The organism is Pseudomonas sp. Pseusp49 (assembly GCF_059491875.1).
Map to the genome: position 1 here is coordinate 3245398 of NZ_CP168514.1, position 12962 is coordinate 3258359.

General features: G+C 59.7%; 9 protein-coding genes. 6 read left to right on the top strand and 3 right to left on the bottom strand.

What is annotated here, in order from left to right; translation table 11 throughout:
- Window positions 1–17: 17 nt before the first annotated feature.
- Window positions 18–932 (bottom strand): LysR family transcriptional regulator, encoded by a 915-nt coding sequence (locus ACEN83_RS14640; RefSeq protein WP_495580735.1) that lies wholly within the window; start codon window positions 930–932, stop codon window positions 18–20.
- A 269-nt stretch (window positions 933–1201) separates the two neighbouring features.
- On the opposite strand from ACEN83_RS14640, the gene ACEN83_RS14645 reads away from it, so the two are divergent.
- The 4 genes from ACEN83_RS14645 to pgm all read left to right on the top strand — a co-directional run bounded on the left by ACEN83_RS14645 (window position 1202) and on the right by pgm (window position 7857).
- Window positions 1202–2224, top strand: coding sequence for a zinc-dependent alcohol dehydrogenase family protein (locus tag ACEN83_RS14645; RefSeq protein WP_007970597.1), 1023 nt, complete (start codon window positions 1202–1204; stop codon window positions 2222–2224).
- A 943-nt stretch (window positions 2225–3167) separates the two neighbouring features.
- Entirely contained in the window at window positions 3168–4658 is a 1491-nt protein-coding gene (locus tag ACEN83_RS14650) for a hypothetical protein (RefSeq protein ID WP_495580736.1), read from the top strand.
- 40 nt (window positions 4659–4698) lie between these two features.
- On the top strand, window positions 4699–6099 hold the full coding sequence (locus ACEN83_RS14655) for an aminotransferase-like domain-containing protein (protein WP_495580737.1): 1401 nt from the start codon (window positions 4699–4701) through the stop codon (window positions 6097–6099).
- Between the two features lie 111 nt (window positions 6100–6210).
- A complete protein-coding gene (gene pgm / locus ACEN83_RS14660) occupies window positions 6211–7857 on the top strand; it encodes a phosphoglucomutase (alpha-D-glucose-1,6-bisphosphate-dependent) (RefSeq protein WP_495580738.1) in 1647 nt (548 codons plus the stop codon).
- Window positions 7858–8055: 198 nt separating this feature from the next.
- Here the strand turns inward: pgm and ACEN83_RS14665 are convergent, their stop codons facing one another.
- Window positions 8056–8751, bottom strand: a complete 696-nt coding sequence (locus tag ACEN83_RS14665; RefSeq protein ID WP_495580739.1) for a pirin family protein — start codon at window positions 8749–8751, stop codon at window positions 8056–8058.
- A gap of 279 nt (window positions 8752–9030) precedes the next feature.
- On the opposite strand from ACEN83_RS14665, the gene ACEN83_RS14670 reads away from it, so the two are divergent.
- Entirely contained in the window at window positions 9031–11505 is a 2475-nt protein-coding gene (locus ACEN83_RS14670; RefSeq protein WP_495580740.1) for a UvrD-helicase domain-containing protein, read from the top strand.
- Between the two features lie 85 nt (window positions 11506–11590).
- Here ACEN83_RS14670 and ACEN83_RS14675 read toward each other — a convergent pair whose 3' ends face one another.
- Entirely contained in the window at window positions 11591–11863 is a 273-nt protein-coding gene (locus ACEN83_RS14675) for a DUF1652 domain-containing protein (protein WP_007970606.1), read from the bottom strand.
- Between the two features lie 264 nt (window positions 11864–12127).
- On the opposite strand from ACEN83_RS14675, the gene ACEN83_RS14680 reads away from it, so the two are divergent.
- The gene (locus tag ACEN83_RS14680) at window positions 12128–12943 is read left to right on the top strand and encodes a helix-turn-helix transcriptional regulator (protein WP_495580741.1); all 816 of its coding nucleotides are present in this window, start codon (window positions 12128–12130) and stop codon (window positions 12941–12943) included.
- Window positions 12944–12962 lie beyond the last annotated feature (19 nt).

Genomic DNA, 12962 nt, shown 5'->3' on the forward strand with positions numbered 1-12962 from the left:
GTTGACGCTCAGGCGCTTTAAAGACTATCCGGATCCCCAAAAAACATCTGAATTCGCGACCGCAACCAACGCTCCCCCGGATCATTATCCTGCGACCCGCGCCAGGCCATGTGCAATTCAAAGCTGCGCACCGGCAACGGCGGATCTTCCGCGCGCACACCGCCTGCGGCCGTCAGCGCATCGGCCGTGTAGTCCGGCACGGTTGCGACGATGTCAGTGCCGGCCAGCAAGGTGCTAAGGCCATTGAACTGCGGCACCGCGAGCACCACATGACGTTTGCGTCCGAGCTTTTCCAGTTCTTCATCTATGAAGCCGCTGAGGTCGCCGGCGAACGACACCAGTGCATGGGGGCGCGCGCAGTAATTATCCAGGCTCAATGGCCCCGGCACGGTGTCGGCGCGCAACAGCTTGGGCTGGCTGCGGCGCAGTACCTTGCGCTTGGCGTTGGCCGGCAGGTCGGTGGTGTAGCTGACGCCGATGGAGATCTCACCGGAGGCCAGCAACCCCGGCATCAGGATGTAGTTGACCCGACGCACCACCAGCACGATCCCTGGTGATTCGGCGCGCAGGCGCTTGAGCAGCATGGGCAGCAAGGCGAACTCGACGTCGTCCGAAAGGCCGATGCGGAACACGGCGGTACTTGTGGCAGGATCGAACTCGGCCGCACGGCTGACCGCGGTGGAAATCGAATCCAGTGCCGGCGAGAGCAGGGCGAAGATCTCGATCGCCCGGGCGGACGGCTCCATGCTGCGGCCGGTACGCACAAACAGAGGGTCATCGAACAACCCGCGCAGGCGTGAGAGTGCCGCACTGATGGCCGGCTGGCCGAGGAAGAGTTTTTCCGCAGCACGGGTCACGCTGCGTTCGTGCATCAATGTTTCAAAAACGATCAACAGGTTCAGGTCGACACGACGCAGGTCATTACGATTCATCTGGAGTCCTGGCAGAGTCAGCAAACTTGACGTGGGCGGCCATATGAGAACAATGGCCAGCAGGAATATTACGGGGAAAGGCTGGTACTCTGCACCGGGTAATTCAGATTTCCTGAAAAGGTGGCTTCGGTTTCTTGCGGCATTTCACAATGTCGCCGCCCCTGCGGAATCAATGACAGGCATGTCGACTATTAATACCCACTGATAGTGTTGGGTTGAAAGCCCAGCTAGAGTTCAAGGCATTAGAGGTTCATTTGGCGAGGTTTGCGATGTCCCGCACGATCCGTTTTCACAAGTTTGGTCCAGCCGAGGTGCTCAAATGCGAAGAGCATGCGGCGGCTCTGCCTGCACCGGGCGAAGTGCAGGTGCGCGTCGAGGCCATTGGCATCAGCTGGTACGACACTCTCTGGCGCCAGAACCTGGCGTCGTCCCGCGCCCATCTGCCTTCCGGCCTCGGCCAGGAAATGGCCGGTATCGTCACGGCTGTGGGTGAGGGGGTGGATGACCTGGCGATCGGTGACAAGGTCGCCAGTTTCCCGGCCCAAAGCCCGAACGACTATCCGGTCTACGGAGAACTGATTGTCCTGCCGCGCTCGTCGCTGACCCGTTACCCGGACGTGCTGAGCCCGATCGAGGCCAGCGTGCATTACACGCCGCTGTTGGTCGCCTATTTTGCTTATGCCGACCTGGCACGGGTCAAACCCGGGCAATTCGCCCTGGTGACCGACGCCAGCCATTGCGCCGGACCTTCGTTCGTACAACTGGGCAAGGCCTTGGGTGTGCGAGTGATTGCGGCAACCAAGTCAGCAGAAGAGCGTGAGTATCTGTTGTCGCTGGGCGCCGAAAAAGTCATCGTTACCGAGGAAGAAGATCTGCTGATACGGATCAACAAGATCACCGATAACCGCGGTGTGGACGTGGTCTTCGATGGCTTGGGCGGTCCTCAGATGTCCTTGCTGGGCGATGTGCTGGCGCCTCGCGGCAGCCTGGTGCTGTACGGCCTGCAAGGTGGCAACCAGACGCCATTCCCGGCCTGCGCGGCGTTCCAGAAGAACATTCAGTTCTTCGTGCACTGCATCGGCAACTTCACCGGCAAGCCGGAACTGGGCATCATCCAGGACCAGGTCGCACTGCAACGTGCCTTGCGCGACATCAACCAGTTGACCGCTGACCGCGTGCTGCTGCCGCTCAAGACTCGGGTCTTCCCGTTTGCCGAGGTGGTCGAGGCACACCGCTACATGGACGAATGCCCTTGCCGCGAGCGGGTCGCCCTGCAGGTCGAACCGGCGTAGCACTTAGCCCCAAGCGCCGACGCAAAAGCCCCCCCCCAAGAGTCCGTGCCCACACGGACTCTTTCGTTTGTGCCCCCCCAAAAAAAAAGGTTCATCACGCAACCCCGGGGGAACACAGATAAAAAATATCTGTAGGAGCTGCCGAAGGCTGCGATCTTTTGATCTTCAGCAATCTCCAGATCGCAAAAGCAAGATCAAAAGATCGCAGCCTTCGGCAGCTCCTACAGGGGAATGTGTGGGCCACCAAACAACGAGGTCGAGCGCAGGTTCTGAGCATTGGGCAACCCGGCATGGATGGCGGCGGGCTCTGCAGGAGCGAGCTTGCTCCGGGCGGCGTTCCGACGAAAAACCTGAGAGCACCGCGGGGTGTCAGGCTACCCGCAGCATCGTTGACCTCCATCGCGAGCAATCGAGCGTCGACCGGCTGCTCCTACAGAAGAGAGAAGAGCAAAAAAAACCGTCGATCCGCAGACCGGTCCAGCAACTGAACTGGTTTTTGCCCGTAATCTGTAGCTTCTAATCAGCCACTAAGCCCTGATAATTGAATGATCACTTTCATCTCAAGGAATGAGTCATGGCTGGGTGTCAGGCTAAAACTTTTCAATGTGCGCTATCGGTGCATGCCTTCGATTTAGTTAGTTGTTGTGTAGTTGCCCAAAAGACAGCAACAACTTCTTTCCTTATTTCTTGTGTTAAGTGTCTGTGGGACTGTGTCGGACGTTTCCTAGGACTTCGTCTCCAATCGAGAAAGCCCTTGCCAGCTGGGCGCTACAGCCTTGTCTTCGGCGCGCCTCAGAAGGGTTGTTACGATCGTTTCAAATGTTTTCCATAAAATTCAATTGCTAGCATTTGGCAATAAAGTCGATGACTCCATTCGTGCAGACAGTCCAGCGGAATGTGCTGTTTGCGCGAAATTGAACTTACGAGTACCAGGTAAATAAAGATGACCAGCATCCATGACCAAGCGATGAACTATGTCTATCAACAAGTGCTGCAGCGATTGCTGGGTTTCTTCTCCCGTGCCGAACGCACTGCAATGCAGTTGTTGATTCAGCGTCTGGCAGTGGCGGCGGGGGGCATGGAGCGTATGGGTGATTTCAAGGTGTTGGTGGTCCAGTCCGGGGCCCGCGACAACTGCTACAGCCTGGCGCTGTTACGCGCGGCGCAATTGACCATTGCCACTCGGTCCCCGACGACATTCCAGTTGCGCATCGCCTCGTTGCGGTTGAACGGGACAAGCCGGGCGGCCGAGCAAAACATGCACCGGACCAACAGCGCACTGTTTGTCTATGACGATCCGCGGGTCGAGGTGCTGATGGTCGACGATCGGGAAATCCTGCCGTTCGATCACCTGACGCCGATCTCCGACGCCGGCCGCGAGTCCAGCCGCCTGAACCTGCTGCTGATCGGCCATCGCCGGGAGTGGCGCGGCGGTTTCGACCTGTGGGATGACGGGTATCTGGCCACGGGAGAGTTCTATGGGCAAATCGCCCGTTGGGACGGTGGCGTCGACGCTTTGCTCGTCAGTGACACGCCGCGTCAGCAGAAACGGTTCATCGATGGCCTGAAGCGTGCCGCCACCAAGGCAGGGCTCAAGCCCTCGCACGTGGGCGAGGCCGGCCATGCGGGGTTGTTTGCATTGCTCGATGAACTGGGCAGCGACTGTTATCAGGCGTTCTATACCGATGGCGGCCAGGCCCGATGGCGTCCTGAAGAGCGCTTTGAGACCTGTCGCCGTGCCACCTGCATCGACATTCACGACCTGCTGGTCAGCAACCTGGAAGAGCGCTGGTCATTGCTGACTGAATTTCTCGGCTTCCAGCCTGACGAATTGTCCGCGCAGATCAGCGACAACGAATTCGTCAGCGCGTCGGTCTCGGCGCACGTGCGTGGCTTGCAAGCGAGCTTCGTGCAGGGCCGCGATTACCAGTCGGGCGTTGCGCAATACCTGCAACGCGCCCTGGTGATGATGCGCCGCAAGCGCTTGCCCGAGCGTTTGTGCGAGCAGGCCATCGAGGTGTTCGGCAACCCGGCGACACTGGCCGACCAGCGTGCCCGCGCGGCGGCCGAGGCGCAAAAGACCCTGGGCCTGAGCGAAGCACAGCTGGTATGTCTGCTTTTTTCGCCGTTTATCGAAGAAGGTGCGGAGCTTGAGCGATTTTTGCGTCAGTGCCATCCGGGCATGCTGGTGGCCATGCCCGAACTGCACCGGGCCATGCAGGGGCAGCCGGTCGCCGAACAGATCATGCAATGGATGATTGATGTCAGCGGATTGCCCGTCAGCCTGATAGGCCGGCTGTATCGCATGGAGCGGGCCCCAGGCAGCGGTGATGTGGCGCCCGAAGCACAGATCCAGTGCGCCGCGTTGCAAGAGGCAGCGGGCGATCCTGACACCGGCGACACCTTGGTGGATGAATGGTCGGCGGGTCACTGAGGGTGGGCGGACTATCAGTCGGTGCGGTCGGCCTTCAGCCATGAAAGGTCCACGAGAAACGGATTTCGCCTATCAGGCCGTTTATCGATATCTGGGCAGCCTGATCAATGAGTCCGAAGGGGATTCACGCATCCGCCTGCCGTCGCTGCGGCAGCTGGCGGAACGCCTAAACGTGTCGATCTCGACCATTCAGTACGCTTATTCGCTGCTGGAGAAGGAAGGGCGTGTGTTTTCGGTGGCCAAGTCGGGTTATTACGCGTTGCCGGTGTCCTCTTTCAACCCGCAGGACAGCGGCAGCGATCTGCTCGAAGCCGTCTATGTCAATGCCAGGCGTCCGGGGATGCTGGTCCTGAGCGCCGATGAACCGGCGTTGCTGCAACCGCTCGACAGCCCCTTGTTGCTGCTGGAGCGGGAGTTGCTGCGCCAGTATCCCCGGCAGCCGCAGTCGCCCTCGCAACCCTGCGGCGAGCTCGAGCTGCGCACTGCCCTGGCCGCACGCTACACCACGTCTCCCATGCGTTACTGGCACGCCGATGATGTCTACATCGGTGCCGACCTGCGCGGCGTCCTGGAAATCCTCATCGCCGTGCTGGGCTTGAAGGACGCCACGGTAGTGGTTGAGTCGCCGTGCGACTGGACGATCCTGCGGTTGTTGCAAGGCGCCTGCGTGCGGGTGATCGAGTGGCCTGTGCAAGCCGATGGTTGCCTCGATCCGCAACGGCTGAAAACCTTGCTGGAGACCGAACCGGTGCGCCTGGTGCTGCTGTCATCGGCCCTGAACATGCCCCGTGGCAGCCTGGCGCCTGAGGAAAACAGGCAGGCCATTGCCCGGCTGTTGGCCACGCATGACAGTTGGGTGCTGGAAAACGACTGTTATGGCGAACTCGGATTCGACCCGGGCGGCCTGCGCTTTCGCGACTTGCTGGACCCTGAACGGCTGATGGTGTTTTCCACGTTCGAGAAAATCATCGGACCGGAAGCGCCCTACGGCTACCTGCTTTCCAGGCACTTGAGCACCGCGCTGCAACGACACTTCCTGTTGCGTTCGTTTCGACTGTCACCGATTCGCCAGAAAGCCATCGCCCGTTTGTACAGCAGCGGCCGCATCGATCAACACCTGCTGGTGCTGCGCCGGCTACTCAAGGAGCGCAAGAGCCAAATGACCCAGTTGTTGCAGGAGCGACTGGGTGATGCCTTGCATTTCGTCGAGCCGCAAGGCGGTGCAACGATCTGGGTGCGTTCGTTGCGTCGGGTCAATGTCCGTCGTGTGTTCCAGCGCCTGCTGGCACAACAGCTGGTCATCGCGCCGGGGGAACTGTTCAGCCTCCAGGGTCTGCACGGGCAGCATTTGCGCCTGAGTCATACTTTCGGCGGCGATCACAACCTGGCGGCCGCGCTGGGACTGCTGGGAGATGCGCTGCGCCTGGAATCGATCGAGTGAGTGACAAAAAATAACAACCTCCACTGTGTGGGATCGATCCCATCGCGTTGCGGTCAAACTGCCAGTAAACTGCTGCTCACTTCCTGAACCACTCTATTCCAGAGGTTTTGCATGACACTCAGTCCTTTTGCGGGTAAACCGGCACCGGCAGAATTGTTGGTCGACATCCCGCGACTGGTAACGGCCTATTACACCGGCCAGCCTGATGCCGCCATTTCGACCCAGCGCGTTGCCTTCGGTACGTCGGGGCACCGCGGTAGCTCGTTCGACTTGAGTTTCAACGAATGGCATGTGCTGGCGATCAGCCAGGCCATTTGCCTGTATCGCGAAGCTCAGGGCATCGATGGCCCGCTGTTTGTTGGTATCGACACCCACGCGCTGTCCACGCCAGCCGGTGCCAGCGCCCTTGAAGTGCTGGCGGCCAACGGCGTGACCGTGATGATCGCCGCGGGCGACGAGTACACCCCGACGCCGGCCATTTCCCATGCGATTCTCTGCTACAACCGTGGTCGCACCAGCGGCCTGGCGGACGGCATCGTCATCACGCCGTCGCACAACCCGCCACAAAGCGGAGGCTACAAGTACAACCCCACCAACGGTGGTCCGGCCGATACCCACATCACCAAGTGGATCGAAGCCAAGGCCAACGAATTACTGGCCAACAAGCTCGCCGGGGTCAAGCGCATCAGCTACGAGCAGGCACTCAAGGCTAGCACCACCCATCGTCACGATTACCTCAACACCTATGTCGCCGACCTGATCAACGTGATCGACTTCGACGCCATCCGTGATGCCAAGCTGCGCCTGGGCGTCGATCCGCTGGGTGGAGCAGGGGTGCGCTACTGGTCGGCGATTGCCGAGCATTACCGTCTGGACCTGGATGTGGTGAACAAACAGGTCGACCCGACCTTCCGCTTCATGACCGTCGACTGGGACGGCCAGATCCGCATGGACCCATCGTCCAGCCACGCCATGCAAGGCCTGATCGGCCTGAAAGAGCGCTTCGACGTGGCGTTTGCCTGCGACCCTGACCATGACCGCCATGGCATCGTCACCCCGTCCGGCGGTTTGCTGGCACCGAACAACTACCTCGCCGTTGCCATCGATTACCTGTTCCAGAATCGTCCGCAATGGCGCGCCGATGCTGCCGTGGGCAAAACCGTGGTCAGCAGCGGCTTGATCGATCGCGTGGCCAAACACCTGGGCCGTCGCCTGTACGAAGTGCCGGTCGGTTTCAAGTGGTTTGCCGATGGACTGTTCGATGGCTCCCTGGGTTTCGGCGGCGAAGAAAGCGCCGGTGCCTCGTTCCTGCGCAAGGACGGCGGCGTCTGGAGCACCGACAAGGACGGTTTGATTCCGGCCCTGCTGGCTGCCGAGATGACGGCCCGGACCGGTCGCGATCCGAGCCAGGCATACCGTGCCTTGACCGATGAACTGGGTGAACCGTTCTCGGTACGGGTCGACGCCAAGGCCAACCCGGAGCAGAAGGCCCTGTTGAGCAAGCTGTCGCCGCAACAGGTCACCTCGACCCAGCTGGCCGGCGAGCCGATCCAGAGCATCCTCAGCCACGCACCGGGCAACGACCAGGCCATTGGCGGTCTCAAGGTCATGACCGAAAACGGCTGGTTCGCGGCACGTCCGTCGGGCACGGAAGACATCTACAAGATCTACGCCGAAAGCTTTGTCAGCGACGACCACCTCAAGCAACTGGTGGCCGAGGCGCAGACGCTGGTGGATGGTGCCATTTCCGCGAAATAAGCAACGTAACTCCCACTGGAGTTGTATGTAACCCTGTGGGAGCGAGCTTGCTCGCGATAGCGGTCTGTCAGTCAATATCAATGCTGGATGTCAGGCCGCCATCGCGAGCAAGCTCGCTCCCACAAAGGGTTTGCCGCAGTAACTAAAAAGGGGCGACCAACACGGTCGCCCCTTTTTTTTGCGATTGCCCTCAGCGAATCAAGCCAGATCCACCAACACGATCTCACTGTCCTTGATGGCCGTCACACGCAGCACCTGCTCATCGGCCACCGCGACACCGTCTCGAGCTTCTGCACGCAAGCCATTGACTTCAATGACCCCGGTGGCCGGAACCAGGTAGGCACGACGACCGCTGTCCAACAGGTATTCGGCCGTTTCACCGGCCTTCAGATTGGCGGCCACCAGCCGGGCATCGGCGCGGATGCGCAGGCTCTGCTCGTCGCCTTCCTTGCCGCTGGCCAGGGTTACAAAACCTTCGCGCTCGCCTTTCGGGAATGGTTTGGCGCCCCAGGACGGTGCCAGACCGGTCTCGTTCGGGATGATCCAGATCTGGAAAATCCGGGTCGGCGACGCTTCCAGGTTGTACTCGCTGTGAGCGATCCCGGTACCGGCGCTCATGACCTGGACGTCACCCGCTTCGGTCCGACCCTTGTTGCCCAGGTTGTCCTGGTGGGTAATGGCGCCTTCACGGACATAGGTGATGATTTCCATGTCCCGGTGCGGGTGCTGCGGGAAACCGGTGCCGGGAGCGATCACGTCGTCATTCCAGACCCGCAGGTTGCCCCAGTTCATGCGCTGTGGATCGTAGTATTCGGCGAACGAAAAATGGTGATGCGCATCCAACCAGCCGTGTTGAGCACCGCCAAGGGTTTTGAAAGGTCTGAGTTCAAGCATGATCGTCTCCAGAAAAGGTTCGTCATGGGGCGCAGCGCCAGAGCCACGAAGCGAGACCGGTGGTTGATGACGGCCATCATCCATCAGGCAACAATCGATAAAAAGCGTAAAAAATGCGGCATTCCCATCGAATAAATTGATATGAAACAGGTTCGAATCTTTCTCATCCAACCTTCACTTCATCGCATAAGCCAATGAGTCATAAGCAATTCACTAGAACTCAATGGCAAATGCAGACACCATAGCGCTCAACAGCCTCACACCCTGGAGTCAGTCCGCGTGCCGCAACACACCCCCGATCTTCCGCCTGAACTTCGCCCCCTGGCCGAGATGCCGCTGATCAAGCGCCTGCTCGCCCGGTTCTTCGGTTACAGCCTGACCCGCCTGCACGCCCAACATCGTGCGTCGTGGTTGCATGGCCAGGCCGACGGTTTTCGCAGCGGTCACAGTGCCGGGGTCGATTACGGCTACAGGGAAGGCAAGCTCGAGGGGCTGGAGGAGGGTCGGCAGGTCCTGCTGATCCGCGACTCGCGCTCAACTGAACACCGGCCACCGAATGTCGATGACCTGCTGTTCGACGATTGGCGCCTGCCGTTGAGTGCCGAATTGAAGAAGCGCATGAAGACTGATGTTGCCCGGTTGTTGCCGGCCCATGCCCAGCCCAGCGCCGCACAGTGGAAAATGATCTTCAGCGATACGCCGTCCACCTCGGTGATCGCCGGTGCCGGCGCAGGCAAGTCGACCACGCTGGTGTTGCGTATCTTGCTGTTGAGCCATTACCTGGGTTTCGAGCTGAGTTCGATGACGGTGGTGACCTTCACCCGTGAGTCGCGCAAGGACTTCATCAACAAGCTGATCGAACTGTTTGCCCTCTGGGGCCGCGCGATCAGTTTCAAGGAGGCACGGGACCTGGTGCGCACCTTTCACTCGCGGATCCTGCCGATGGTGCGCAGTCTTCCGGGTTTCGAGCGCTTGCAGGCCTTCGAGAATCTCAGCCTGCGGGCTGCACAGGGTGATGAGGAGGTCGACAGCAATCCGTTCGACCTGCGTATCAACGACGCTCAGCGCCAACAGCTCAACGCCTGCTATCACCGTTTGCACAGTAGCGACGAGCGCTTTCGTGAGCTGATCAAGCCATTGTCCCGGCATGCCTTGCAACTCAAGGAGCTGGAGCGGGATCACCCCGATGTGCAAAAGCGCATGGGCGTCACCGAACTGGCGGCCAAGCGTGATGAAGAGTTGTGCGACGCCATTGAAGACCTGTGGTTTCGCGCCGGTGCCTGGCCCATCAAGGGCATCGAACCGAAGCGCCAGTCATTCGATATCAACGGCTCGACATTCCACTGTCACGGCTACATCCCGACGCTGGACGCCTGGGTGCTGCTGGGGTTCGATCCTCGGGAGAACCCGCAGGTCACGCGGCCCAATGCCAAACTGACGGTGCGCGCAGAATGGGCAGTAAAACGCACCTTGTTTCAAGCTTTCTGTCGTAAGCCATTGATTTGGCTGGATAGTTACGAGTCATCAAAGCGTGTGCTGGCCTCACTGGCGGGGGATGCCAGCGCCGGTCCGGGTTTCGATTACAAGGTCAAGGGCGAGCTCGCCTCCGCGCCGTTGCTCGATTGCTTTGTCGCCGCCGCCGGGTTCATCGAAAACCTCGGGCTGGATGTGCCGAGTGCCGTGGGGCAGATGAGTTTCGCCAAGGACGATCCCGACCGGTTCTTCTTCGAGGCCCTGAGCCTTTACTGGCGGGCGCTGGAAGATCATTTGCTCGACCAGAAACCGCCGATCATGACCTATAACCGGATGTTCGCCCTGTTCAGCGAGCATTCGCCGGAGAACCTCAAGCTGTTGAGTGATGAGCTGCTGCGGCCGTTGTCACACCTGATGATCGACGAATTCCAGGACGTTTCGCCGCAAATCGTCTCCTGGATCAGGGCCAGCCTGGCGGAGATCCGCAGTCGCGGGCCGGCCATGCACGTCGGGCGGGGTGCCCAGCGTTCCTCGCTGCTCTGTGTGGGCGATGACTGGCAATCCATCTATGGCTGGCGCGGCAGTTCGCCGAGCTACTTCATGGAGTTCAACAAGGAGTTCCCGTCGCCGAGCACCACCAAGGTCATGCTCAGCGACAACTACCGCAGCCACCAGCACATCATCGATGCCGCCGAGCACATCGTGCGCGCAGCGCCGGCGATTGCCGGGAAGAAAGCCAAGGCCAGCGGTGAACCCAGGGCATTGCTGCCGGTGAACGTCCTCGATCGTGATGACCAGGGCATGGCGCAGCGCCTGATGGAGCATTACCGAAAGGGTGATTCAATCTTGATGCTTTATCGAAAAAGTAGCGATAAGTCATTGATAGAAGAGCATATTCAGTCAGTACTTAATGTTGATTCGAGCTTGCCCCATGCCGCTCGCAGGCTCAAGCAACTGACGTATCACAGCGCCAAGGGCCTGCAGGCCGATGCGGTGTTTTTGCTGGGTGACTGCCAACACCTGACCAGTTCGCCCTACAAGAATCAGGTTTACCGGATGGCGGGCCTGGGCAAGGCCGGTGACAGCGAACCCTACGACAATGCCCAGAAGGACGAGATCCTGCGCCTGGCCTACGTGGGCATTACCCGTGCCGTCAGCCATTGCTACTGGTACGTCGACGCACAAGACACCCAGGCCGCGAACATGCCCAAGGCGTCCGACCGGATCGGCAAGGGCAAGGCGTTCTTTGCCGATCATCGACAGGGCAAAGCGTCAGCCTGAAATACAAAAATCGCAGCCCTCGACAACTCCCGTAGGAGCTGCCGAAGGCTGCGATCTTTTAATTTTTTTCGCGCGCGTTACTCTCTCAGGCATAACTCCTGAGAGCCTGCGGTGGAACGAAAGCTTCAAGTTCATCCTCCACCGCTTCGATTATTCGTTCTACATCCGCGGCATTCATGACGGTGGCGCAAGGAATGCCGGCAATGGCGATCATGGTCTCGCCAGTGGCACGATCGAAAAGACGGGCAATCATGCTGCCCGGCGCGTCCATGCTCGCCTCGAAACCCATGGGATGAAAATGCCAGCGCATCAGCTGGCAGGCGTTTGGAAACGTGACCTTACTGAACCCTCTATTCATGTGTTGCCCGCCTTCAGTATCGAGCGCTTCCTTTAGCTCATGGTAGGAGGGAAGAACCTTCAATGGCTCAACCAGTGACAGTCTTTAAAAGTAGCATCCGAATGTGAAAAGAATGTGGTTTTTTCAGCTCGTTTGGCGATTGCCACCCTTTTTTTGATTCAGGTCACGCTTGCTTGATATTGGCGGCCCGAAACCCGCATCCGTTTAGTCGTTGAAGACAAAGCGGAAGTTGGGCAAGCTCGGTTTTTTCCGTCGAGACTTTCAATGCACGCTGAGGATGATGGCCCGCTGCAAACCCAGGCCACGGGCGAGACAATCATGCGCTATCACTTGCGCTGGAAACACCGGGACCTGGACGGCGTCATGGCGCTCTATCACCCTGAAGTCCAGTACAACGACTTTTTCCAGAATCGGGTCATGGGCCTGGCCGAACTGCGCCACTACGTGGGCAGCAGCATGCCCCGGGATCCGGATGAAGCGCTGGAGCACTCCGACCGCATTCGACTGGACGGCAACACCGCCTTCATTCAGTACCGCATCACCCTGCGCGGTGGTGAAGGCCTGGTGTCGTTTCGCGCCAGCGAGGCGATCACCGTCAAGGACGGGCTGATCTGGCGGGTCAATGAATACGCTTCGCTGGTGCATGAGCATCCCGTCAGCAAAGCCACCTCCGGCCAGCGCCCGGCGGTCAGCCGGCTGGGCCTGTCGCCTCGCCAGTTGAGCTTCATGGCCGATGACCTGCAGCAGTATTTCCAGCGCCAGCAGCCGTATCTTGACCCGGAGCTCGACCTGCAACGGGTGGCGAACGAGTGCGGGTACAGCCGTAACCAGATTTCCTATCTGTTGAACCAGGTGCTGGGCCAGAGTTTCTATCGCTACGTCAACCAGGCGCGCCTGCAACACTTGCTCGCGGCACTGGATGACGCCACGCCACCGCTGCGTATCGATGAACTGGCGTTCGCCGCCGGATTCAATTCGCTGTCGGCGTTCTACAGCTGTTTCCGCCAGCACACCGGCCAGTCACCCAAGGCCTACGTCAAACAAATTTCTTTGCGTGCACGCGCGCAAGACAGCGCCTGAGCCCACGCACTAGGATCGA

What these genes read in the sequence shown, in the direction of transcription:
- ACEN83_RS14650 (WP_495580736.1), top strand. Translation starts at nt 3,168, where the DNA reads ATGACCAGCATCCATGACCAAGCGATGAACTATGTCTATCAACAAGTG.
- ACEN83_RS14665 (WP_495580739.1), bottom strand. Translation starts at nt 8,751, where the DNA reads ATGCTTGAACTCAGACCTTTCAAAACCCTTGGCGGTGCTCAACACGGC.
- ACEN83_RS14655 (WP_495580737.1), top strand. Translation starts at nt 4,699, where the DNA reads ATGAAAGGTCCACGAGAAACGGATTTCGCCTATCAGGCCGTTTATCGA.
- ACEN83_RS14645 (WP_007970597.1), top strand. Translation starts at nt 1,202, where the DNA reads ATGTCCCGCACGATCCGTTTTCACAAGTTTGGTCCAGCCGAGGTGCTC.
- ACEN83_RS14675 (WP_007970606.1), bottom strand. Translation starts at nt 11,863, where the DNA reads ATGAATAGAGGGTTCAGTAAGGTCACGTTTCCAAACGCCTGCCAGCTG.
- ACEN83_RS14640 (WP_495580735.1), bottom strand. Translation starts at nt 932, where the DNA reads ATGAATCGTAATGACCTGCGTCGTGTCGACCTGAACCTGTTGATCGTT.
- ACEN83_RS14680 (WP_495580741.1), top strand. Translation starts at nt 12,128, where the DNA reads ATGCACGCTGAGGATGATGGCCCGCTGCAAACCCAGGCCACGGGCGAG.
- pgm (WP_495580738.1), top strand. Translation starts at nt 6,211, where the DNA reads ATGACACTCAGTCCTTTTGCGGGTAAACCGGCACCGGCAGAATTGTTG.